Below are 24,360 nucleotides of genomic sequence, written 5' to 3'. Positions count from 1 at the left end.
ATTCATTAGTTAACAACTATTAGGAATTACTAATCAAGCTGCTGCCTCTGCGTCTTCTTCTGCGTCTTCGGCTTCAGAACCTGCTTGAATTCCCAGCACGCTAACAACCACCTGATCTGGTTCGCCGAGAGCTACCACTCCTGCAGGCAAAACTAATTCGTGAATGTGCAGCGCATCCCCAACCTTTAAATGAGAAATATCTACTTCAATTGCTTCAGGAATGCTGTCAGGTTTGCACTTAGCTGCGAGTTGCGTCAGCACGGTATCCAAAATGCCGCCTTCTAACTTGACGCCGACAGATTCACCAACAAAATGCAGTGACAATTCAACTTCCAGGCTGTCTTGAGTTGCCACGGAGAAAAAGCTCAGGTGGTAAGGATAGCCCTTCCAAGGATGAACTTGAACTTCCCGGAGCAAGGTTTTTCCGCTCCAAGAGAGGTCGGGAATGCTGAGGTCAATTAGGGCATTGTTGACTACGTGCTTTTTGAGCAGGTGTTCAACTGTTTTGGCTTTGATGGTAAGGGAAATGGATTCAGATCCTTTGTGACCGTAGAGGACGGCGGGAATCAATCCAGAGCGACGGAGGGCGTTAGGTTTACTGCCTTCGGCCCGCTTTTGACATTCTACTGCGAGTTCCATTTTATGACTTTCTGTTGATTGTTTTCACATTTTACCAGAATTGTGATATTGCGATCGCGCCTAATTAAACGACTCGCTGAAGATACTGATAATTCTCATTTTCCAGACACTTCAGCAATTCCAGCATTTTCCTCAAACGGTACGTTCCTGCTTGATACTCTTCTTTGAGAGGGGAGTCTCCCAGCTTAGCAAGGACGGTATCGCTTTCGGAGATAATTGCATCGCAGAAAAATTTTCTGAACTTCTGGCGAATATCTCGATCTAACTCAACTAAAGGTAGCTTCTCCTCCTCTTCATCTATCAAAATATTTCTGGGGACAGATGTGCCGATTTTGGAAAATTCTGATTTTGCCAACCACTCGTAAACTTCTTCAGACATTCCGACATAGTGCGGTGGCTGATTAGTGTTGAAGGCATAAAAAATCATGTCTAACATTAGCTCTCCTCTTGACCTTCTTGATTCAATAAATTACTTTCTGGAAAATTTTATACCCAAGCTATATCTGCTTTGTCGAATATAATCTTAGCGGGTTGAGTAATTTTTCCTGTGGTCATAACTCCAATCACAGTGCCTTTTTGACATATTTCCTTAGCTTTTGTGGAATCTATTTTTTTGTTTTTCCAGGCTTTGATTTCAATATGCGGTTCATTCATTATTTTTTATACTTTTTTTATTATTTTGATAAATTAACCATTAAATTCGATCTGCAAATTGCGAAGTAGCTGTTTAACTCGCGGAACATCCCGATCGTCAACGATCAAAATATCACCTTTGGGACTGTTTCCGGTTATTCTTTGGGCTTGTATTCCTTCTTTGCTTAACTCTATTATAAGCCATCCAATCATGTCTCTATGAACTTCTAGCCGTGCTATCAGTTCATCCTCATCAGTCATTTACTTGACTCCCGGTAAAGAATGACACACTTGACCTCGCCGTGGGTCAAGTGCACTAAATCTCCTGAAACCTCGCTCTCGGTGGGTCTCGGCGAGACTGGCAACAGCTTTGAGTATTATTGATTGAGACCCCAAATTATATTTTGAGGCAACGTTAGGCTGGCGTACCGTCAGCAGAGAGCAAAGCGCGTTTCGGGCCGTGAATCGGGTCTTCTACAATAATAGTTTGGTCGCGGCTGGCACCGAGAGAAACGATCGCGATCGGCACTTCCATCAAATCTGCCAAAAACTTCAGATAATTCAAAGCTTGCTGGGGCAAATCTTCCAAATTCCGGCACTCTTCCGTAGACTGTTTCCAACCGGGAAGGGTTTCGTAAATAGGTTGGCACCGAGCAAATATCCGGGAACTTTTCGGGAAATCAACACATTTTTTGCCGTCAATTTCGTAAGCAACGCAAACTTTTATTTCTTCTAATTCATCCAAAACATCTAGTTTGGTAATTGCCAGACAGTCAAGGCCGTTGATGCGGACTGCGTAGCGGCCGATTACCGCATCGAACCAACCGCAGCGGCGTTTGCGGCCGGTTGTCGTGCCGAATTCTGCACCTCGATCGCCTAAAATTTCCCCTATTCCATCTACCATTTCGGTAGGGAAGGGGCCTTCTCCGACGCGGGTTGTATAAGCTTTTGCTACGCCAATTACGCGATCGATCGCTGTCGGGCCGACTCCGGTTCCCACACAAGCCCCACCAGCGATGGGATTGCTCGAAGTAACGTAAGGATAAGTACCGTGGTCTAAGTCTAATAAAGTGCCTTGCGCGCCTTCAAACAGAATATTTTTCCGCTTGTGAATTCCCTCATAAATCTTCAGGGAACTATCTACTACGTGCGGCCGCAAACGTTCCGCATAAACTCGATATTCATCAATTACGTCTTGCGGATTTAAAGGCGGCAAATTGTAGAGTTTTTCGAGAAGGACATTTTTACAATTAATCGTCCATTCCAATTGTTCTTGCAACCCGTCCAAGTCCATTAAATCTAGCATCCGAATGCCAGTGCGTTCCGACTTGTCGGCGTAAGTAGGGCCGATGCCGCGTCCTGTCGTCCCGATTTTATAATTTCCCCGCTGCGTTTCCGATGCTACATCAATTAATCGATGATAGGGCATCGTGACGTGAGCCGTCTCCGAAATCATCAGCGAGGTTGTTGAAATATTCAGTGCCTCTAACTGGTCTAACTCTGCAATTAAAACTTTAGGGTCGATCACCGTACCGCAGCCGATGATACACTCTTTATCAGGGTAGAGAATCCCGGACGGAATTAAGTGCAGTTTGAAAGTCTGACCGTTTACTACCACGGTGTGACCGGCGTTGACGCCCCCTTGGTACCGGACAACGATATCTGCGGATTTGCTGAGCAAATCGGTAATTTTGCCTTTTCCTTCATCGCCCCACTGGGCGCCGATCACAACTACGTTAGCCAAGGGTTTCTCGCGTTCAGTTCAGGTTGACACAATCTCCGATTATGTATGAATGCGTCCTAAATGTCAAATAAATTTTTGTTACAATTGAGAGACTTGAGGCTGTATTGCTCTCAAAAACCAACTTCCAGCCCTATCGGGGGACTTGGGAAGGGAGAGTAGGAGAGGGGAAGAATGGGTGAGGATTTGACGAGTTTTTAGGGGAATCCAATGTGCAGCTTAAATGTGGAAGAGTTTACCGGCTGGAGGTTGTTGGCTAGTATTTGGGAAAACCCGGTTTCTGGCCACTGATGCGTATAGGACTAAATTACAAATTCTTCAATCCTTCAATTCTTCAATCCTTCAATTCTTCAATCCTTCAATTCTTTCAATCTAAAATCTAAAATCTAAAATCTAAAATCGCATGACTTTACACGCTGAGTTGCACCGCCATCTGGGTGGTTCTGTCGTTCCTAGGGTGCTGTGGCGGTATTTCGATCGCCACAATGCTGAGATGGTTAATCGATTTCAAGAATACTCGGAGTTTGAGGAGTTTTACACTCGTCCGCGCAATACTCTCAATGAGTATTTGGAACTGCACACGCTGGTAGAAAGCGTTCAAACTGTTGAGACGTTGCCTTATTTCATCTATCGGTTGATGCGGGGCGCTTACGTGTTTGAAAATCTGGCTTATTTGGAGTTGCGCTATACGCCTTATTTGCGGACTCCAGAACATTTGGAACAGTCAGAACGCATTGATTTGATGGCAGAAATTGTCAAGGTTGTGGGCAAGGCAAGTCAAATTAGCGATTGTCCGATTGTTACCAGCCAAATTTTGTGCATGCACTCGCGTTTGCCTTATGAAGTGAATCGGGCGATCGTAGATTTGGCGGCCGGGATGGGAGAATATGTTTGTGCGATCGATATAGCTGGCGGCGATGATTGTATTGGCGAGCGTTTGGAGGAGTTTGTCGGATTGTACCAGTACGCGAGGTCGATCGGCATCAAAACTACCGGCCACCTCTACGAAACTACCTCTGGCTGTTATCCCGAACTTCTGCCCTATCTGATGCGTATCGGCCACGGGATTCAAATTCCGTTAAAATATCCCGAACTGCTGCCAGAAGTCGCGCGCAGGGGTCAATGCTTGGAGGTTTGCCCGACTACCTATCTCAAAACGGGGACATTGGAGGATATGCGCGAATTGAAGGTTGTGTTCGATCGATGTTTTGAAGCTGGCGTCGATATTGCCATTTGCACCGACAACGCGGGATTGCACAACGTGCGATTGCCTTTCGAGTACGAGAATTTGTTAACTTTGGATATCATTGATTTTCGGCAGTTGCAAGCGTGTCAAGAAGCTGCTTTCCGCCATGCTTTCGCCTGGCCCTACGACGGGCGGCCTGTGAAAATGCTGACCGGTTTGTTGCAGCATGAGTCTGCCGGTGCGATCGTTAATTAGCTAGTTTTTGTGATTAAACATCAAGTTTTTAGGTTCTTTAAAAACCCGGTTTTTTTTATGTTAATTAATGAACCGGGTTTTTTATCTGATATCTCTGCCGCTAGGAAAGCCATCGCCAAGATTTAGGATTGCGGCAGTGATTTTATTTCATTTGTGAATGATATTTTTTTTACTAACCGCAGAGGGCGCAGAGGGCGCAGAGGAGATAGAAAAGATAGAAAGAGGGAGAGAGGTGTTTTGTAAAATTATAATAAGCGTCTGGCGATCGGCAATCGGTAGCAAGTTATAGTTTGAAGGCAGAATCATCAATATAAAAAGATAAAAAAACGATGACAAATATGGACGCTTACTGGATGCCCTTCACTGCCAACCGACAGTTTAAAGCGAATCCGCGAATATTGGTTTCGGCAAAAGATATGCACTTTACAAGCGATGATAACCGCTCAATTTTAGATGGTACTGCGGGCCTGTGGTGCGTGAATGCAGGACACGCCCGCGAGACAATTGCCGAAGCAGTTAAACAGCAGGTTTTGCGTTTGGATTACTCCCCGGCTTTTCAGATGGGACATCCGGGCGCTTTTGAATTGGCGGAACGTTTGGTAAAGATGATTCCGGGCAATTTCGATCGCGTTTTCTTTACTAATTCGGGTTCGGAATCTGTTGAAACTGCGTTAAAAATTGCCATTGCTTATCACCGGGTGAAAGGTGAAGGAACTCGCCAAAGATTGATCGGCAGGGAACGCGGCTATCACGGCGTTGGTTTTGGGGGAATTTCTGTCGGCGGTATCGGTACAAACCGCAAGTTTTTTGGCAGTTTGCTGACGGGAGTCGATCATTTGCCTCACACTCACAATCTCGAACACAATGCTTTCAGCCGCAAACAACCGGAATGGGGAGCGCATTTGGCGGATGAATTGGAGCGGATTGTCGCTTTGCACGATGCGTCTAATATTGCAGCGGTAATTGTCGAACCGGTGGCTGGTTCTACAGGTGTTTTGATTCCTCCGAAAGGTTATCTGGAGAGGCTGCGGGCGATTTGCGACAAGTACGGAATTCTGCTGATTTTTGATGAGGTAATTACTGGATTCGGACGGCTAGGATCGAGTTTTGCTACGGAATATTTTGGGGTAGTTCCCGATATTGTGACGGCTGCGAAAGGGATAACTAACGGTACGGTGCCGATGGGGGCGGTGTTTGTGAAAGAAGGCATTTACGATGCTTTTATGAATGCTCCTGAAAATGCGATCGAGCTTTTTCACGGTTATACTTATTCTGGTCATCCTCTGGCTTGTGCGGCTGCTTTGGCGACGCTGGATATTTATGAGGAAGAAAGGCTGTTTGAACGGGCAGATAAGATGGCTGGTTACTGGGAAGATGCGGTGCATTCTTTGAAGGGAGTGCGACACGTAATTGATGTTCGGAATCTGGGACTGGTAGCGGGTATTGAGTTAGAATCTATTGCTGGGAAGCCGGGAAAACGGGCTTTTGATTGTTTTATTCAGTGCTATGAAAAAGGCTTGCTGATTCGGACGACGGGTGATATTATTGCTTTGTCGCCACCGCTGATTATTGAGAAGGAACATATCGATCGCATTGTGGAGATTTTGACAGGGGTTTTGCAGGAAATGGAGTAGGATTTAATGAACCGCGAAGGCGCGAAGGAAGAGAAAGAAGAAGATGTTTTTCCGGTAAAAACTCTACTTAGAAATGACATCAAATTCGTTGGTATCGGAATTATTTATCTCTCTCTTTTCTTCCTCTGCGGTCTCTGCGGCCTCTGCGGTTTAATCATTCCGAAACAACCGTCAACGATATGAAAAATACCTCTCTCTTTCCTTCCTACCCTTCGGGAACGGCTTCGCCGAACGCGCTCTTTGCGTCCTCGCAGTTCGTTCAAATAATTTAAAAGCGCTATAATAATTAACAACTAACGACGAATGACTAATAACTATGGTACTGTTAACTGCAAAAATCTCTGCTAACGAGTTGGCAAATTTGGCTGTAGATTTGATCCGGCAAACAGGTTGCGAGTACGGTGACGTGCGTTTTTGCAGTTACCGAAGGCAGAATCTTTACGCGCGCGATCGATCTTTAAGTCAACTGTCAGATAATGTAAGTTCCGGTTTTGGCGTGCGGGTGCTTCTAGACGGCGCTTGGGGGTTTGCCGCCAGTCACAGCAAAACACCCGCAGAGGTTGCAAGAATAGTCGCTTTGGCTGTAGAAATCGCTAAAGGCAGCCGCTTAACTCAAAAGGAACCGGTGCGGTTAGTGCCTGTCGAAAAATATGTCGATACCTATGCAACTCCCATCGCCATTGACCCTTTTTCTGTACCAGTTGCTGAGAAAGCTGAACTGCTGCTAACTATCAACGAGCGGCTGCTAGCACACGGCGCACAAGGCATCAAAAAAGCTTCTTCTTTTTTGCAGTCAAGCCGCGAAGACAAAGTTTTTGCTTCCACAGAAGGCTCGCTAATCGAACAAACAATCTACCGCAGCTATCCTGGTTTTGACTGTACGGCAATTGCGGGCGGCGATGCCCAAAGTCGCAGTTACGAACGCCCGCCGCTGAATATCGGTTACGAACATATTAATCCCGATGATTTGTTGAGTCAAGTTGAAAGAGTTGCTGCCGAAGCTATTGAGAAAGTCCGCGCTCCCAAACTCCCGGCTGGTATTTGCAAATCCCTGATTCTTAAGCCGACAAATTTGTTTTTGACAATCCACGAATCGGTCGGGCATCCAACTGAATTAGACCGGGTTTACGGCTACGAATCTAATTTTGCAGGCACGAGCTTTGCTACTACTGATAATTTAAATAAACTGCAATACGCTGCACCTTGGGTGAATTTTAAGTGCGATCGCACTCAACCGGGTGGTCGCGGTACAATGGGTTACGATGATGAGGGCGTAAAATCACAAGAGTGGTACGTTGTCAAGGATGGGATTTTAGTTGATTATCTCACTGACAGAGAGACGGCTTATCGCCTCGGACGCGGTAGCAGCAACGGTTCTGCTTGCGCTGACAGTTGGTCGAGCGTACCGATGGTGAGAATTCCCAATTTGGGATTGGAACCTGGCCCGGAGGGCGGCAGCCATACTGCTACTTTGGCCCAGATGATTGCGGATACGGAAGACGGGATTTTAATCGACGGTATGGGTAGTTATTCGATCGACCAGCAGCGGCGCAATTTTCAATTCGGCGGCGATGCTTTTTGGAAGGTGGAAAAAGGTAAAGTTGTCGGTATGTTGAAGGATGTAACTTATCAGGCGATGACTACTGATTTCTGGAATCAAATAGATGCGATCGGGCCGGCTTCGGAGCTGGTTCAGTGCGGTACTCATATATGCGGAAAGGGCGAGCCGATGCAGATTGCTCAGATGACTCACGCTTGTGTGCCGGTGCGAGTGAGGGATATTCAAATTGGGGGAAATTCTTAATTAGATTGTAGGCTTTCAATGTGAAAATTCCAGCGGATGCTATCATACCCGAAGCCAAGTTGACGCGCTATTTACTTGTTCCCAAAGCACAAGATGACAAGTCAAAATTTCTCGGTCTAGGGGGTTTTAGTCAAGATAAGCCAGAAGCTTTGTTAGCAGCCATCCAGTTTTTGATTGCGTCGGCTGAGGCAGTAGAAGATGGTGCTAATGAATTCGGAAAGTTCTTTCGCGCTGAAGGTGATTTGCCAGGGGCTAATGGACGTAATTTAGCAGTTGTTACAATTTGGTTGCAGTGGCGAATTGACGGAAGTTTTCATTTTATTACTCTCAAACCCAAAAAGGAGTCTCGACGTGAAACTTGAACTTTACCAGCGTGTAGCATTGTGTCGGGATATGCCGCTATATCACCTAAAAAAAGGTGATGTAGCCATGCTAGTCGATCGCGTACCTTATCCAAGGGAAGGCGAAGATGATGGCTGCGTTCTAGAAATATTTAATGCTTTAGGAGAATCGATTTTAGTTGTGGCTGTTTCTCCTTCAGATGTAGAACCTCTGCGAGCAGATGAAGTGTTAGCAGTACGCTCTTTAGTACAGGCGAGTTAACCGTAGTATTGCGGCTAAACCAATTTTCAAATACAACAAATATTCCGGGACTTTAGCTTATGCTCGTAACAACATCGCCCGCACTTTTAAGTGAAGACCAAGCCTTATCTGTAGTAGAAAAAGCAGTCAAACTCTCCAAAGCAGAGGAAGTATTTGTCAGTCTCTCTACTGGCGAGGAATCTCTTTCCCGCTTCTCGGAAAATCAAATCAGCCAAAATATCAGCAAAACTGTATTTAACCTGAGTATTACTAGCTATTTTGGCAACAAAAGCGCCTCTGCTGCTGTTACAGAATTTGATGAAGATGCGATCGCCTCTGCAGTCAAGCGATCGGAAGAATTGGCCAGAATTGCGCCGGCAGACCCCGAATGGATGCCGCTGCTGCCGCCTCAAACCTACGATTTGCGATCGCCCGCCTTCGACCCAGCAACGGCAACTGTATCGCCTCTAGCGCGGGCCCAAATGGTGCAGCAAGCTTGCGCCATTGCTTCCCAGGGGGGGGCTCACGGTTCGGGCACTTTGAGCGCTGATGCGTGGCTGTACGCGATCGCCTCGTCAACCGGACTCCGCGCCTGCAATCAGTCTACAGAGGCGGATTTCAGCTTTACTGCTCGCATTGACAACGGTTCTAGCTGGGCGAGGAGCACTGCTTGGAGTATCAACGAATTGCCGATCGCTCAATTAGCAGAACAAGTGCTCGATCGGGCGATCGCATCCCGTAACCCGCGCCCAATCACTCCCGGCGTTTATCCGGTAATCCTTGACGGCGCTGCTTTTGCGGGCTTGCTACCGTGGGTGATTTGGGGGCTGGATGCGAGGGCGGCGGATGAGGGGCGATCGTTTATGTCGATCGCGGATGCAGAGGGAAAACCAGCGGGAAACCGCGCGGGGGAACAACTTTTCAGCCCGTTAGTGCAAGTGCAGCGCGATCCGGCTCATCCTTTGCTGCGATCGAATACTTTTTTCGGCGACGGATTGAGCAATAACTATTTGGAAATCATCAAAGATGGCGTCCCTCAAAGTTTGTCTTATTCCCGCTACTGGGCCGCACAAAAAGGCAAAGAGGCAAAAGGTGCTTATTACCCGATCGTGATGACAGGTTCCGACCAAAGTTTAGCAGATTTAATTGCTCAAACCGACCGCGGAATTTTCGTCAGTCGAGCTTGGTACGTGCGCTACGTTAATCCGAAAACATTGGAAGTAACGGGAATGACTCGCGACGGTACTTTTTGGATTGAGGATGGCAAAATTGCTTACCCGATTAAAAACCTGCGTTTCAATCAAGTTTTACCTGATATGTTGCGCGATGTGGATGCAGTTAGTGCGGTGAAGCGTTACGGCGATAGTGTCGTGCCCGGAGTGCGCGTGAAAGCTTTTAATTTCACGAGTATTACTGACAGTTTGTGACTTGCAAGGGTGAGGTGGGCGGAAACTCACCCGGAGGAGTCGGAATTATTCATCTCTCTCTTCTATTTATCTGCGTGAATCCGCGTCCATCTCTTGTCATCTGCGGTTAATACATTCTCTTTTTTAAACCGCAGATGAGGGCAGATAAACACAGATTAACGCAGATGAATTAGAGCTATTTCGGTTGCAACGTCCGTGATTGTTGACTGTTGACTCGATTTTACAATTCCGATGGTACCGGATTTGATATAATTTAGGGCGATCGATAAAAACCAATTCCCAATTACCAATTCTCAATGAATCAATATTTTGCTACAGTTGCGCGCGGTTTAGAAACAATTGCCGCCCAAGAATTAGAACGTTTGGGGGCGCTGGATGTCAAGCCAGATTTTACTGGGGTTTACTTTGCGGGCGATCGGGCTTTATTGTACCGCGTCAATCTGTGGTCGAGAACTATTTTTCGAGTGCTAATGCCGATCGCCGAATTCCGGTGTTACAACTCGGATATGCTCTACCGCGAAGTGCAGAAAATCCCTTGGGACGAATACTTATATCCTGACAATACTTTAGCAGTAAACTGCACCGGCGGCAACCAAAAGTTGAACCACACTCACTATACAGCTTTGCAGGTCAAAAATGCGATCGCCGACCAACAGCGCCTTCAATTTAACAAGCGTTCTAATGTTGATGTAGAGCATCCCGATTTACTAATTAACATTCACATTCATCGAGACAACTGTATTTTAAGTTTAGACAGTTCTGGCGGCAGTTTGCACCGCCGGGGATATCGACCGGCGATGGGGCTTGCTCCCCTCAAAGAAACCCTAGCTGCGGCTTTGTTGGAGATGGCAGAATGGACGCCAGATTTGCCGTTTTTAGACCCGATGTGCGGTTCGGGAACTTTGCCTTTGGAAGCGAGTTTAAAGGCCTTGAATATTGCACCGGGATTGTTTCGAGAAAAGTTTGGATTTATGACTTGGCGGGATTTTGACGAACCTTTGTGGGATAAATTGTGGGCAGAAGCTGAAAACAGCGAATTGCCGGATCTTAAAGAGGTGATTGCAGGGTGCGATCGCGATTCCGATATGTTAACTCAAGCTCGCACGAACGCGCAGCAAGCTGGTATTTCGGGTAAGATTCAGTTTGCTCAAACTGAGTTATCTCAGTTGGAAGCCCCCGCAGACAGAGGCGTTCTGATTTGCAATCCTCCCTACGGAGAGCGCCTGGGAGATGCTAGCGAATTGGGAGATTTGTACAAGATGTTGGGGGATATTTTCAAGCATCGTTTTAAAGGTTGGAATGCATTTATTTTGACTGGAAATAAGGAGTTGGGTAAAAAGGTCGGACTCAGGACATCGCGGCGAATTCCTGTTTATAATGGCTCGATTCCTTGTACTTTGCTCAAATATGAACTGTATTAAATATTTATAGAACATATTTTACGACCCTTGGCAATAGCCAATATTAATTGGAAGAGGTTATGCTGAATGAAAATCTCTGAAATTGACGACCACAAGCTCATTTTAGGAGATGTGTTAGAAGTTCTTGGTAGTGAAATCCAAGACAACTCAATCGATTTAATTTTTGCCGATCCTCCCTATAATATTGGTAAAAATTTCAATGGTTTTAAAGACAAGTGGGAAGTTGAAAAGGATTATTTAGAATGGAGTTATAGTTGGTTAAACTTATGTGTTAAAAAGCTCAAGCATAACGGCAGTTTGTATCTAATGGCGTCAACTCAAAGTATGCCCTACTTTGATTTATATTTGCGCGATCGTTTAACAATCCTTTCTCGAATAGTGTGGTATTATGACAGTTCGGGCGTACAAGCAAAAAAATATTACGGTTCTCTGTACGAACCAATTTTATATTGCGTCAAGGACAAACGAAATTATAAATTCAATTCCTCCGATATTCTGGTAGAGGCAAAAACCGGATCTGTTAGAAAACTAATTGACTACCGCAAGGCTACACCATCAGTATATAATTCTAAAAAAGTTCCAGGTAATGTGTGGGAGTTTCCGAGAGTGAGATATCGTATGCCTGAGTATGAGGAACATCCTACCCAAAAACCAACATCATTGTTAGAAAGAATTATCAAAGCCAGTAGTAATGAGGGCGATGTTGTACTAGATATATTTTCGGGAACTTTTACAACATCATTTGTTGCCAAGCAGCTTAACAGAAAGTCAATCGGCATAGAATTACAAGACAAGTATCTACAAATAGGATTGCGGCGGTTGCAAATTACCCCGGATGAGAGTGAAGAGGCTCTCATGTCTGAAGTCAACTCCGGTGAAGTTTCGCCACACCAGCTAACACTCAACTTACAACTATAATAAAAATAAAACATGAATTTACAAAAATAATTAAGGCTCTTTTAAAGGCTAAGTTTGGCGACGTGGGGGCTCAAATATTGCGTGAAAGCCAGCTAATTTCATATTTGAATATCAAGACTAAATCTTCAAATAAAGGATCAAAATCAAGACCAAGTTTGGCCAGTTTATACGCAATATATGTTTTAGTTGAAGATTATTTGGTGAAAAATTTTCATCAGACAGAAATGTATTCAGATTATGAAGGTGCAGTTTATACGAATCTTTTTAAGAGACAGCGTGAATTACCATTCGGGAAAAAGCTTCAAAATCCTGGCTTGAACAATAGGGTGAATGCAGAATTTAACAGATATTTTTCCGGTGAGTTCATCCCAATTGTGAAAAATGAGAAAACTAAAAGGTATTGGTTTAACGAATATTTATTAAAAGTCAAAATCAATGAGAATGAACACAATATAGCAGAAACAGTAATCGACATAATTGATGCTTACGTTCAAGCTAAGAGAGATAGCTTTGAAAAGTTTATTCAACTTTGTAAAGATGCTCAAACATTGACAGAGGTTGAAGTCAGAGAATTTATAAAACAAATGGTAGCGCCAAATGTAGATGCTCGAATTTTCGAGATAGTCAGCTACAGTATATTAAAATACTACTACAATGACCGAGTTATTTATTGGGGTTATGCACTAGACACACTCCAGCAAGAAAATTTAAAGCTGTTTAAAACAGGTAGGACAAATGCTAATGATGGGGGAATTGACTTTGTAATGAAACCCCTAGGACGTTTTTTTCAGGTGACGGAAACTGTAGATGTAAATAAATATTTCCTAGACATTGATAAAATTGAAAGGTATCCGATAACATTTGTAGTTAAATCTTTAGATTCAGATAGTGAAATTAAATCAAAGATTGAAGCACAAGCTCGAAAGCTGTATTCAATCAATGCTATAGTATCTCAGTACATGGAATGTATAGAAGAAATAATCAATGTTCCTATTCTGATAGAAAGATTTGAACAAGCTGTTGCCAAAGGGGACTTAAGCAATATATTGAGCGAGATTATTAAGCAGAGCAGAGTAGAATTTAATTATGAAGATGAGGAAGAAAGTCTGGAAATTGAATTATTAGACGTTGCTCTAGAGGATGAATGATTCAGTCATAAAGTCCGCCTGCTTTAGACAATTATTGTTTCCTTACCTTTAACATCTACACCGGCAAAAAAGAAACGTGAGCCGAAACAATCTTCCAACCTTCAGGAAACTTGCGCCACATCTGACTCTGCCGCCCCAGCCGCACTACTCCATCGCAAGCACGGCGGAATTCCAGCGTCACAGCCGCCGTGTCTGCATCGAAAGTCACGACTTTGAGATTGAACATTTCTCGATCGACATTTACAGGCGATCGTCCTTGGCGAAAAGCCCTCACCTCATCACTCCCGTATAGGTTCTCCGTCGCCCCAAACCGCACAACTTCCGGCGCATCCCAGAACAAATTATCCAGAGTTTCAATATCGTTCGTACAAAGAGCTTTTTCGTATTTTAAATATAGTTCAGTCAACTGGGCCACCACAGCAGAATCATTGATAACAGTCATTCGATTTTAGATTTTAGATTTTAGATTTTAGATTGACGCCGCGGATAAATCTGGGGGCTTGAGGATGCAAGGATTGATTCCACGCATAAATTACGTGGCGGGTACTATCAAGAAATTATTGGTCATAAATTGTACATTTTAAAACTATTAATTTTCACACGTTTTGTTTGCAACAAGGAATTTAGTCCTTATTGCAAACAAAACTAATTACTGGAAATTAATGCTCAATTTTCAGCGAAATAATCTTGTCACCTTGACGGATAGCATTGACGACAGACATATCCTCAGTTTTGCCAAAAGTTGTGTGAACTCCATCTAGATGAGACTGGGGAGAATGGCAAATAAAGAATTGGCTGCCACCCGTATCGCGGCCTGCGTGAGCCATCGATAAAGTTCCTGCCAAATGTTTGTTGGAGTTGATTTCGCACTTAATTTTGTAGCCGGGGCCGCCAGTTCCATTGCCTTTTGGACAGCCACCTTGAATCATAAAATTAGGAATGACTCGGTGAAAGGACAATCCATCGTAAAAACCTTTTTCCGCCAAGTCAACAAAATTCTTCACTGTGTTAGGCGCATCCGCATCGAACAATTCCAAATTGATTGTGCCTTTGTCGGTTTCCATAATAGCGCGGGTCATGATTTCTCCTAGCTTCCTAAAATGAGTGTGTTGCCTGCGTGTTAATTGCGGACTTCGCTTTTATAACGACAGGTTTCAAACTGTCGTTATATTGTGGCTTTCAGAAGTGTAGCATATTCCCGCAACTCTCATAGGACTTATGTGCACTTTCTGAGGAAACTCGGTTTATTGCGAGATTTCTGGTTAGCAAAGCCAATATTTTCGGAGACACCGGGCTTGTTACCCTCAGTCATATTTTAATTGTTGGTCACTTGCGGGTGATCTGGTTCTTCCTGAATATCGTTCATATTAAAAATGAAAGGAACCCGACTCGAACCTGCGCCCATAACCAGCACTTTTGGCATCTGAGCCCCCCCGCTTCTCCAAGCTTCGATCGCCTCTTTTTGCAAAACTAAATTGCCGCCTTGAGCCTTCAAAGTTTCAGCCAAAAGTCTTTGAGCTTCAGCCCTACCTTGAGCGCGGTTAATGTCAGCTTGAGCCTGTTGTTCGGCTTCCTGAGCCACATAAACAGCTCTTTGCGCCCGCTGTTCAGCAACCTGTTTCTCTTCAACCGCTTTTGCAAAATCTGTGGAGAATCGAATGTTAACAACGCTCGTATCGAGTACGATTACATCATACTTTGATAGCCTTTCCTTCAGCGCAGTATCAAAGTCTCGCTTCAGTTCCCTTCTTTGAGTAATAGATTGTTCGGCGGTTCTCAGTGCAGCGGCTGTTTTAAATGCTTCTTGCGTCTGAGGAGCAATAATTTTCGAGACTATATTCTCCAAAGTGCCTTGAGTCCTTCTAATCTCCACTATTCTTTCAGGATCGAGGCGAAAATTGATCGCGAAACTGGCATTTAAATCCTGAAGGTCTTTAGTAGCACTCTGGGCGGGAACTTCAAATTTTTGCACTGTTACATCGTACACATCTACCTTGGATATTAGCGGGGGTCTGAGGTGAAACCCCTCTAACAATGCTCCATCTCTGGCTTTTCCTAAAACGCTAACCACCCCTGCTTCGCCTGGATTGATAACGACGAAAGAGTTTAATCCCAGGAGTAGCGCGCCTACTAATAGAATCCCAGCGAATGCTGATGATATGCTCTGGAAACTTTGACTTTTCAAATTACACGCTCCTTTGTGATCATTCCATTATAATGGTTAAATAGATTCGGTCGCATCTAAAATCTAAAATTACAATCTAAAATGGATGGGTTACCTCTGAAATCTCAAATCTAAAATGGATAGGCTAATGCTCAAAATTGTTAAATATCCTAGAACTTATCACATCGAAGGTTCGCGTTTCCAACCAGGCGATGAAGACCTCGACAGCGTGCCATTTAGCGTTTTGATCGATCGCCCTCTAATTATAGAAGAAAAGGTAGACGGCGCTAATACAGGCATCAGCTTCGCACCAGACGGACAAATGCTGCTGCAAAGTCGCGGCCACTATCTCACCGGCGGACCGAGGGAAAAACATTTTAACTTATTCAAACAGTGGGCTTTCAGTCTCAGCGGGGCGCTGGGAGAAGTGCTGGGAAATCGCTACATTCTTTACGGCGAATGGCTTTATGCCAAACACACTGTTTTTTATGATTTTTTGCCGCACTATTTTATGGAATACGACGTGCTCGACTTAGAAACAAATCAATTTTTGAGTACAGAATCCCGCCGCAAGTTGTTAAGTGGACTGCCGTTGGTCTCCGTTCCCGTGCTGTTTTCTGGAGTGCTGAAATCTCCCAAACAAATGATGCAGTTTATGGAAAAATCTAATTTTATTCAACCGGGACATTTGGAACGCTTGCGTTTGTGCTGCGGGGAATTGGGATTAGATGAAGAACGGTGTTTGAAAGAGACTGACAAGAGCGATCGCATGGAGGGTCTGTACATTAAAGTCGAAGAAGATGGCATAGTAAAGGCGCGTTACAAATACGTGCGTGCCAGTTTTTTGACTGCTATTAAAAATGCCGAAGGACATTGGCTCAATCGCCCAATTATACCCAATATTCTGCGTCCCGGCGCAGATTTATTTAATTTTAGTTAACCAGCAGGTAAATTTATGAATGCACTGTTATCGCCCTCGCCACTTTGGACTTTTCCCTTTTGTCCCGAACCGCCCGATTGGTTCCTGGATTGGGACGGTATTCAAACGCATTTCGACTGGATTGACAGTCTCAAAGGATGTCAGCAAGACCCGATTTACCACGCCGAAGGAGATGTTTTTATTCATACAAAAATGGTCTGCGAAGCCTTAATATCTTCCCCAAATTGGCGGCAGCTTCCCGAAAAAGAGCGATCGATACTTTTTGCCGCCGCTTTGCTGCACGATGTCGCCAAACCAACCTTTACAAAAATAGAAGCCGACGGCAGAATTAGCTCAAAAGGTCACGCCCGTCAAGGTGCGAGAATGGTCAGACAAATTTTATCTCAATTCGAGCCGCCCGTGCAGTTTGAGATTCGCGAAACAGTTGTGGCGATCGTCCAATTCGGCAGTTTACCCATCTGGTTAATCGACAAACCCAACCCGCAGCAGTCCGTAATTAAAGTCAGTCAAGTTGTCCGCTGCGATTTCCTCGCACTTTTAGCAGAAGCAGATGTGCGCGGCCGCCACTGCGCCGACAAACAAGAACTGCTCGATAAAATACAACTATTTCGGGAGTTTTGTCAAGAAAATAATTGTTTGGATTCTCCCCGACAATTCGCATCAGCACACAGCCGATTTATCTACTTCCGCAAAGAGAATGGAAACCCGGATTACTTCGCATTTGACGATACTAAATGCGAAGTAATTTTGATGTCTGGCTTGCCAGGAAGCGGCAAAGATTATTGGATTCGGAAAAATCTCCCAGATTTGCCATTAATCTCGCTGGACGCGCTGCGAAAAGAAATGAACGTTCCTCCCGATGAAACTCCCGGCCATGTAATAATGGAAGCCAAAAATAGAGCGCGGGAATATATGATACTGGGGCGTTCTTTTATCTGGAATGCTACCAATACAACTAAACAAATGCGGCAGCAATTAATTAATTTTTTTGCTGCTTATCAAGCGCGAATTCGGATTGTTTATCTGGAAGTACCTCTAGAAGAAATATTGCAGCGGAATCGATCGCGCACAGCAACAGTACCAGAAGCAGTCATTCGCAAGTTAGCTGCGCGGCTGGATATTCCCGACATCACAGAAGCGCATCAAGTCGAGTGGATAGTTAACAATTAATCTCCCTTTTACCTAAAACTGTTAGAGCCCCGACTTCTTTAAGAAGTCGGGGCTCTGGGTATTAGGTTGCGGGTTTCCCTTGAATCAATTAGTTTTATAATTTTTCTCAGTCCAGCAACGCGGCAAAACTTCGCCGGAGGGAAACACTAATTTACCCTTCGGAAAATTCGCTGGTTCTTGCTCTTCTTCACCTGCTTGATTTCGCCCTAATACCTCATTTTTTGCAGGGCTGATTAAACCATCGATATCGAGGATTTCTACCAAATCGCCTGATTCTTTTTCTTGTAAAAGCATAGTTTCTCCTTGTCAATTGAATGCGAGTTAGGGTTTGAGGACAACTTTGATGCAGTTGTCTTTTTTGTTGAGGAAAATCTCGTAGGCGTGGGGCGCTTCATCCAATTTCATTCGGTGCGTAATTACGAATGACGGGTCAATTTCGCCTTTTTGAACGCGATCGAGCAAAGGCCGCAAATAGCGGTGAACGTGCGTCTGTCCCATTTTCATGGTCAAGCCTTTGTTGAAAGCTGCACCTAATGGCACTTTGTCAACGAAGCCGCCGTAAACGCCGGGAATTGACACTGTGCCGCCCTTGCGACACGCGAGGATAACTTGTCGCAGGGCCGTAGGTCGATCGCTCTCCAACCGCACGGCTTGCTTGGCTTTGTCGTACAAAGCGTCGAGACCGGTGCCGTGGGCTTCCATCCCCACCGCGTCGATGCAGGAGTCGGGCCCGCGTCCCCCCGTCATTTCGGTGACTGCTTCCCCGGCGTCCATTTCTTCGTAGTTGATGATTTCAGCTTTCGCTGCGGCCGCCATTTGCAAGCGTTCTGGTACGCGGTCGATCGCAATTACTCGATCGGCCCCCAGCATAAACGCACTTCTGATCGCAAATTGTCCGACCGGCCCGCATCCCCAAACTGCTACAGTATCCCCCGGCTGAATGTCGCAGTTTTCGGCCGCCATGTAACCGGTCGGAAAGATATCGGTGAGGAACAATACTTGTTCGTCAGAAAGTCCGTCGGGAATTTTTAAAGGGCCGACATCGGCAAACGGAACCCGCGCATATTCTGCTTGTCCGCCTGCATAACCGCCTGTTAAATGCGAGTAGCCAAACAGTCCCGCCGGGGAATGACCGAACATTTTTTCTGCCAGCCCAGCATTGGGGTTGGAGTTGTCGCACAGCGACCACAAATCGCGGTTGCAAAAGAAGCAACTGCCGCAAGAAATAGTAAAAGGAATGACAACGCGATCGCCCTTTTTTAAGTTCTTGACTTCGCTGCCGAGTTCGACTACTTCCCCCATGAATTCGTGACCGAGAATGTCGCCGGATTGCATCGTCGGGATGTAGCCGTTATAGAGGTGCAAATCTGAGCCGCAGATGGCTGTAGTTGTGATTTTAACTATCGCATCGCGTGGATTGATAATTGTTGGGTCTGGTACATTATCAACTCGCACATCATTTGCTCCGTGCCAGCAAAGAGCTTTCATTATTTTTTTCCTCTAGTTAACTACTAGCTAGCAGATTTTTGATTCTAAATCTTACCTTTACTAAGCCGATAAATTACTCGCTTGAACCTTTTTAATTTTAAGTATATAAAATTGTTTATCTCTCTATCCGAGGTATAATTTAAAAATCTATCTTCCGGCTGTTTTAAATAACAAAAATCTAAAGTTTATGCCCCTAAAATCCGGAAAATTTGACATTATTTTGTTAACCGCCAACATTTATAGCAAGCACGCTCGACGGTTAAGACGTTCTTAATTGCTGAAATCATTGCGGAAGATTGCTTCTTCCTTCTTTTTACCCTGAGCGAACTTGAAAGGCTTTCAACATCTGCTATAACAGCTAACAACGAGATGGATGAGGTTGTTTTTGTCGATCGGCGATCCCTATCCTCTCACAATAGATAAAATATCCGCCCTGAATCTCACTGTAGCGGCTGTTTTGACTCACATTAGATAAGTATTGACCTAAAACTTCTCAAGTAAAAGCGGGTCGATCGATTATTAAGTAGGATGCGTGAGTTTCGTATCGCTCAACACTCCACCAGAATCTCGACAATCACGCACCCTGCTTAAGGATGATTAATAGTCAAATATTGTATTATTAGTTATAACTAAAAGCCGAGCTTGCGGTAAAGTTGTTAAAGATTAAAATTTATCGATCGCTTTTTATGCCTTACACTGCATCTACCCCAACAGACCCCAATCAACCCAACATCCGGAATGCCGACCACCGCCTACTAGAATTCACCAAGCTGACGCCGATGATGCAGCGGTATGTGGAAGTTAAAGAACAGTATCCCCACGCACTTTTATTGTTTCGAGTCGGAGATTTCTTTGAGTGTTTTTTCCAAGATGCAGTTACGATTTCGCAGGAATTAGAACTTGTTTGTACTAGCAAAGAAAGCGGCAAGGAAATTGGCAGAGTGCCGATGACAGGAGTGCCGCACCACGCCCTCGACCGCTACACGTCAATGTTAGTAGAAAAAGGTTATGCTGTGGTAGTTTGCGACCAAGTTGAAGATGCCTCGATTGCTGCGAAAGAAGGCCGCCAAGTCAAGCGCGAAATTACCCGCATTCTCACTCCCGGAACTTTGACTGATGACGGAATGCTCAAACCGAGACAAAATAATTTTTTAGCAGCAGTCGTCATTGCTGGGGAACATTGGGGATTGGCTTATACAGATATTTCTACTGGAGAATTCGTCACTACCCAAGCAGACAGTTTAGAACAATTAACCTTAGAATTACTGCGCTTGCAACCTTCGGAAGTCTTGATGCCAACTAATGCGCCGGATTTGGTGACTATGTTGAGGCCCGGAGAGAAATCCGAGCATTTGCCCGATTGTTTGCCGAATTCGTTTTGCTATTCTTTGCGATCGCAAATTCCGTTTACTTTGTCCGAAGCAAAACAGAGAATCCTGCAAAAGTTCAAAGTGCGATCGCTCGAAGGTATGGGATGCGGACACCTTTCCCTCGCAGTGCGCGCCGCCGGCGGTTTGCTGCAATATCTCGAAGAAACTCAAAAGGAAAAAGCAGTTTCTTTGCAAAGATTGCACACTTACACTCTCACCGATTTTCTCATACTCGACTACCAAACCCGCCGCAATCTCGAAATTACTCAAACAGTGAGAGATGGGGTTTTTCACGGTTCGCTGCTGTGGGCTATAGACAAAACCAGCACCGCAATGGGAGGCCGCGCTTTGCGCCGCTGGGTGCTGCAACCTTTGCTCAGCATTAAAGGCATTTGCGCCCGACACGACACGATTCAAGAATTAGTAGAAAATAACGCCCTGCGCCAAGATTTGCAGCAGTTGCTGCGCCAAATTTACGACATCGAAAGACTGACAGGCCGCGCCGGTTCGGGAACAGCTAGCGCGCGGGATTTGGTCGCTTTAGCTGATTCTCTCGGAAAACTGCCAGCATTAGCCTCGATCGCAGCCCAAGGGCGATCGCCCTATTTGAAAGCGCTGCAAAATGTACCGCCAATTTTAGAAGAATTAGCCACTAAAATTCACGCTCACTTAGTCGATGAACCGCCGATTCTTTTAAAAGAAGGAGGTTTGATTCGTCCGGGAATCAATGCCATGCTAGATGAAATGCGCCAAACTGCATCAGCCGACTTGGTATGGATTACTAACTTGGCGGAAAATGAAAGAAAGCGCACCGGAATTTCTAATTTAAAAGTAGCCTACAATAAAGCTTTCGGGTATTACATCAGCATTCCCAAATCGAAAGTTGACCAAGTGCCGAAAGACTACACCCGCAAGCAAACTCTCACCAATGAAGAACGCTACAGCACTGAAGAATTAAAAGAAAGGGAAGTGCGAATTCTGACGGCGCGGGAAGATTTAAATCAATTAGAATACGATATTTTTGCGAAAGTGCGATCGGAGGTAGGAGAACACGCCGAAATTATTCGCAACGTTTCCCGCGCCGTGGCGGCAGCGGATGTTTTGTGCGGTTTGGCAGAAGTAGCAGTTTACCAGAATTACTGCCGCCCGACTATGACAGAAAGTCGGGAAATTAAAATTATAGAAGGTTGTCATCCTGTGGTGGAAAAGTCTTTGCCACCGGGATTTTTTGTACCTAATTCTGCTTTTTTGGGTCGGGAAGACTCGTTAAACCGCCCAGATTTAATTATTTTAACCGGCCCGAATGCTAGCGGGAAGAGTTGTTATTTGCGGCAGGTGGGTTTGATCCAGTTAATGGCGCAGATGGGCAGTTTTGTGCCGGCGAAAGCTGCGAGTTTGGGAATTTGCGATCGGATTTTTACCCGTGTCGGCGCAGTCGATGATTTGGCAACCGGTCAGTCTACGTTTATGGTGGAAATGAACGAAACTGCAAATATTCTCAATCACGCCACGCCGCAATCATTAGTTTTGTTAGATGAAATTGGCAGAGGAACGGCGACATTTGACGGACTGTCGATTGCTTGGTCTGTGGCGGAATATTTAGCAAGCGAGATTCGGGCGCGGACAATTTTTGCGACTCACTATCACGAATTAAATGAGTTAGCTTCTATTTTGGATAATGTCGCAAATTATCAGGTGACAGTGAAAGAATTGCCGGATCAAATCGTATTCTTGCACCAAGTTCAGCCGGGAGGTGCTGACAAATCTTACGGAATTGAAGCGGGGAGATTGGCAGGTTTGCCGCCGTCGGTGATTGACAGGGCGAGACAGGTGATGAAGCAGATTGAGAAACATAGCAAAATTGCGATCGGGCTGCGGAAAGGTGTTAAAAAAAATGGTAGAAAAGAGTCGGATGGCGAACAGTTGGATATTTTTGATGATTGAAATTTCCGGTGGTAAAAAAAGTTTGTAGTAACTTCTATATTGCACCATTTTCAATCAGCCTTTCAGGGGCGGGCAGGATGCCCACCCCACAAGAAAATTTAATTTTTGTGGCACAGGCATCCTGCCTGTTCTTGAGCATGGTGCAAGATATCAGTTACTACTTTTACAACAAACCAGGAACGCTGCAACAACTCTAACGTCCATTTTGCCACTTTCTTACCTCTTTGTGTACGCTCATCCCAATTTCCAAAGCTTCATTCAACAACCGCCCGTATTCAGTCGCCCGATCGCTCACATCGACCGCCATCAAAGCAGCTAAGTTACTTTCAATATTAGTAAATAACTCGTAACGGCGGCCGATAAATTTCTGATTTTCCCTGAGAATCCTCTCTGTTTTTAAAGCACAGACTAAACTTTCTCTAGTAATTTTTAATGCCTCAATTGCATCTCCTCGGTTAATTAAATTGGCTTGTAAATTGCCAGCAGCCGTTAGGCGATCGATAATATCTAAAGCCTGAATCACCTCATGATACTTCTCAACTTCATCCAGCAGACCCGCCAGCGTTGCCAGAGGCTTGGCCTTAACCCATCTATAGACATTCCAAGCAACAGTAATCGCCAGCGACAAACCCAAAGTTATTTGTAAAACTCGGACAAATATCTCAGCCTCGCTAAATGAACCAACTTGATGTTTATTGACCAGCAAAGCCACAGGCAGCGATACAACAAGCGTCACACAAAATATCAGCAACTCATGCAAAAACAAAGCAAACAGCTTTTTGCCGTCCCGGAGTGCAGCAGGTCTGTAAAAATCTGCTGCAAAACCGTCGCTCAAAGCTATTCCGCTCAAATCCTCCAACTCCTTCTCAGGAATTCTCAACTCATCCAAATCCCCTTGTATCACTCTTTAAAATCTCCTTAAATTGGGATTAATTACGATCCTCCCAGAGACATAATTGATTGCCACAGACTCAGATAAAAATTGCTTTCTCGGTTGCGGAATAGTTGAAAAGCTTGTCCAGGTGCGCCAAAAAACGGTCTCAGCGTCCATCCCAACTGACTGCCAACAAACGCATAGAGTCCCAACCAAAAGCGCAAAATATTTAGCCTGATATCTTTGCCTTCCGCATCTTGTTCGGACAGAAAGTGCATTCCTTGATAAATGAAACTTACCCCCAAAAATCCTGTGATTGCCATGATAGCAACATTCAGCAACAAATAAAAAGTGTAATTGGTACTGCTGATGAGAAAAAACAGACTGACAGGTGCAAATCCAAACAGCAAAATGCTAATCATCGCCATTGATGTCATCAACAATGTCAAATACTGTTCAAACGTTCGTTTTGAACCAAACATGACATTAAAAAAGTACAGTGTGGGAAAGCAGATAATCAGCGTCAGCAAATAAAGTGCTGGCAACTTAATTGCTGAAACCAAACATTGCATCCACGTACTAGATGCACCTAATATCGCTCCGTAAATGCCAAAAAATACGGTACTAGAAATCAACAAACCGAAAATTTTAGATTTGAGCTTGACACCTTGGCGAATTTCTTCGAGAAACTGTTGCCGTTCCCGCAGCAAATACATTACTACTGAAAAATATTTCACGAGTTCTCCTTGTGACTGATGCGACTCCGGATCAGTCATAACTCAAGCTGAGTGCGCTTGGCAATCTTGTCAAATCAGGACACTCTATGTTAACCAATTATTCTTGGACCCAGCTCACCACAAACTCAGATGTGGAGGAGTTTTGAGAGATACTTGCAAAGCTAAACGGCTCAAACTGAATACACCTATGCTTTGTATTCAATTTTTATTTATTTGTCTCCCACGGCAGCGGCGGACAAAAACTAGAGTCACGTTATTGGCATAGTGTGAATGAAGCAAAAGTTT

25 protein-coding genes are annotated in these 24,360 nt (G+C 44.8%); 13 read left to right on the top strand and 12 right to left on the bottom strand.

The genetic code is table 11. The features are described from left to right. Positions 1-33: 33 nt before the first annotated feature. From QUA99_RS00400 to QUA99_RS00380, 5 genes are all read right to left on the bottom strand, one after another. Entirely contained in the window at positions 34-639 is a 606-nt protein-coding gene (locus QUA99_RS00400) for a 50S ribosomal protein L25/general stress protein Ctc (RefSeq protein WP_333234447.1), read from the bottom strand. Between the two features lie 64 nt (positions 640-703). Further along, positions 704-1,075 carry a hypothetical protein gene (locus tag QUA99_RS00395; RefSeq protein ID WP_333234446.1) on the bottom strand — a complete coding sequence of 124 codons (372 nt, stop codon included), beginning with the start codon at positions 1,073-1,075 and terminating at the stop codon, positions 704-706. A gap of 50 nt (positions 1,076-1,125) precedes the next feature. After that, entirely contained in the window at positions 1,126-1,293 is a 168-nt protein-coding gene (locus QUA99_RS00390; RefSeq protein ID WP_333234445.1) for a hypothetical protein, read from the bottom strand. A gap of 33 nt (positions 1,294-1,326) precedes the next feature. Continuing rightward, the gene (locus tag QUA99_RS00385) at positions 1,327-1,533 is read right to left on the bottom strand and encodes a hypothetical protein (protein WP_333234444.1); all 207 of its coding nucleotides are present in this window, start codon (positions 1,531-1,533) and stop codon (positions 1,327-1,329) included. Positions 1,534-1,687: 154 nt separating this feature from the next. Further along, positions 1,688-3,016: an adenylosuccinate synthase gene (locus QUA99_RS00380; RefSeq protein WP_333234443.1), complete on the bottom strand. Its 1,329-nt coding sequence runs from the start codon at positions 3,014-3,016 to the stop codon at positions 1,688-1,690. Between the two features lie 400 nt (positions 3,017-3,416). Between QUA99_RS00380 and QUA99_RS00375 the strand changes: the two genes are divergently transcribed. The 10 genes from QUA99_RS00375 (at position 3,417) to QUA99_RS00330 (ending at position 13,388) form a co-directional block, all read left to right on the top strand. Then, positions 3,417-4,454 carry an adenosine deaminase gene (locus QUA99_RS00375; RefSeq protein ID WP_333234442.1) on the top strand — a complete coding sequence of 346 codons (1,038 nt, stop codon included), beginning with the start codon at positions 3,417-3,419 and terminating at the stop codon, positions 4,452-4,454. A gap of 329 nt (positions 4,455-4,783) precedes the next feature. Continuing rightward, positions 4,784-6,088 (top strand): aspartate aminotransferase family protein, encoded by a 1,305-nt coding sequence (locus QUA99_RS00370; RefSeq protein WP_333234441.1) that lies wholly within the window; start codon positions 4,784-4,786, stop codon positions 6,086-6,088. Positions 6,089-6,094: 6 nt separating this feature from the next. Further along, the gene (locus QUA99_RS00365; protein WP_333234440.1) at positions 6,095-6,271 is read left to right on the top strand and encodes a hypothetical protein; all 177 of its coding nucleotides are present in this window, start codon (positions 6,095-6,097) and stop codon (positions 6,269-6,271) included. 133 nt (positions 6,272-6,404) lie between these two features. Next, complete coding sequence (locus tag QUA99_RS00360; protein ID WP_333234439.1) at positions 6,405-7,892, top strand: TldD/PmbA family protein; 1,488 nt, start codon at positions 6,405-6,407, stop codon at positions 7,890-7,892. A gap of 20 nt (positions 7,893-7,912) precedes the next feature. Next, positions 7,913-8,254, top strand: coding sequence for a DUF6883 domain-containing protein (locus QUA99_RS00355; protein ID WP_333234438.1), 342 nt, complete (start codon positions 7,913-7,915; stop codon positions 8,252-8,254). Further along, on the top strand, positions 8,244-8,495 hold the full coding sequence (locus tag QUA99_RS00350; RefSeq protein ID WP_333234437.1) for a DUF4926 domain-containing protein: 252 nt from the start codon (positions 8,244-8,246) through the stop codon (positions 8,493-8,495). Before QUA99_RS00355 ends, QUA99_RS00350 begins: the two co-directional genes overlap by 11 nt. 59 nt (positions 8,496-8,554) lie before the next feature. Further along, complete coding sequence (locus QUA99_RS00345; RefSeq protein ID WP_333234436.1) at positions 8,555-9,901, top strand: TldD/PmbA family protein; 1,347 nt, start codon at positions 8,555-8,557, stop codon at positions 9,899-9,901. A gap of 296 nt (positions 9,902-10,197) precedes the next feature. After that, positions 10,198-11,322, top strand: a complete 1,125-nt coding sequence (locus QUA99_RS00340) for a class I SAM-dependent RNA methyltransferase (RefSeq protein WP_333234435.1) — start codon at positions 10,198-10,200, stop codon at positions 11,320-11,322. Between the two features lie 66 nt (positions 11,323-11,388). After that, entirely contained in the window at positions 11,389-12,240 is an 852-nt protein-coding gene (gene yhdJ, locus QUA99_RS00335) for an adenine-specific DNA-methyltransferase (protein ID WP_333234434.1), read from the top strand. Between the two features lie 104 nt (positions 12,241-12,344). Next, a complete protein-coding gene (locus QUA99_RS00330; RefSeq protein ID WP_333460281.1) occupies positions 12,345-13,388 on the top strand; it encodes a restriction endonuclease in 1,044 nt (347 codons plus the stop codon). 55 nt (positions 13,389-13,443) lie between these two features. Here QUA99_RS00330 and hpxZ read toward each other — a convergent pair whose 3' ends face one another. The 3 genes from hpxZ to QUA99_RS00315 form a co-directional block, all read right to left on the bottom strand. Beyond that, complete coding sequence (hpxZ, locus tag QUA99_RS00325) at positions 13,444-13,830, bottom strand: oxalurate catabolism protein HpxZ (protein WP_333234432.1); 387 nt, start codon at positions 13,828-13,830, stop codon at positions 13,444-13,446. Between the two features lie 217 nt (positions 13,831-14,047). Further along, a complete protein-coding gene (locus QUA99_RS00320; RefSeq protein WP_190732048.1) occupies positions 14,048-14,467 on the bottom strand; it encodes a peptidylprolyl isomerase in 420 nt (139 codons plus the stop codon). 236 nt (positions 14,468-14,703) lie between these two features. Next, complete coding sequence (locus QUA99_RS00315) at positions 14,704-15,573, bottom strand: prohibitin family protein (protein WP_333234431.1); 870 nt, start codon at positions 15,571-15,573, stop codon at positions 14,704-14,706. A gap of 127 nt (positions 15,574-15,700) precedes the next feature. Here QUA99_RS00315 and QUA99_RS00310 point away from each other — a divergent pair, with 127 nt between their 5' ends. Then, entirely contained in the window at positions 15,701-16,492 is a 792-nt protein-coding gene (locus QUA99_RS00310) for an RNA ligase family protein (protein WP_333343259.1), read from the top strand. 15 nt (positions 16,493-16,507) lie between these two features. After that, positions 16,508-17,662 (top strand): AAA family ATPase, encoded by a 1,155-nt coding sequence (locus QUA99_RS00305; protein ID WP_333234429.1) that lies wholly within the window; start codon positions 16,508-16,510, stop codon positions 17,660-17,662. A gap of 84 nt (positions 17,663-17,746) precedes the next feature. Here the strand turns inward: QUA99_RS00305 and QUA99_RS00300 are convergent, their stop codons facing one another. Continuing rightward, complete coding sequence (locus QUA99_RS00300) at positions 17,747-17,956, bottom strand: acetyltransferase (protein ID WP_333234428.1); 210 nt, start codon at positions 17,954-17,956, stop codon at positions 17,747-17,749. A gap of 27 nt (positions 17,957-17,983) precedes the next feature. Next, the gene (locus tag QUA99_RS00295) at positions 17,984-19,150 is read right to left on the bottom strand and encodes a zinc-dependent alcohol dehydrogenase (RefSeq protein ID WP_333234427.1); all 1,167 of its coding nucleotides are present in this window, start codon (positions 19,148-19,150) and stop codon (positions 17,984-17,986) included. Positions 19,151-19,836: 686 nt separating this feature from the next. Between QUA99_RS00295 and mutS the strand changes: the two genes are divergently transcribed. Then, positions 19,837-22,464 (top strand): DNA mismatch repair protein MutS, encoded by a 2,628-nt coding sequence (mutS, locus tag QUA99_RS00290; RefSeq protein ID WP_333234426.1) that lies wholly within the window; start codon positions 19,837-19,839, stop codon positions 22,462-22,464. A gap of 193 nt (positions 22,465-22,657) precedes the next feature. On the opposite strand, the gene QUA99_RS00285 is transcribed toward mutS, so the two are convergent. Together QUA99_RS00285 and QUA99_RS00280 are read right to left on the bottom strand one after the other, a co-directional pair. After that, positions 22,658-23,368 (bottom strand): hypothetical protein, encoded by a 711-nt coding sequence (locus QUA99_RS00285; RefSeq protein ID WP_333234425.1) that lies wholly within the window; start codon positions 23,366-23,368, stop codon positions 22,658-22,660. Between the two features lie 29 nt (positions 23,369-23,397). After that, entirely contained in the window at positions 23,398-24,114 is a 717-nt protein-coding gene (locus QUA99_RS00280) for an actin-binding WH2 domain-containing protein (RefSeq protein WP_333234424.1), read from the bottom strand. Positions 24,115-24,360 lie beyond the last annotated feature (246 nt).

The sequence above is a fragment of the Microcoleus sp. F10-B2 genome (assembly GCF_036704965.1).
Lineage (GTDB): Bacteria > Cyanobacteriota > Cyanobacteriia > Cyanobacteriales > Microcoleaceae > Microcoleus.
This window is presented reverse-complemented; position numbering and strand designations above follow the sequence as displayed.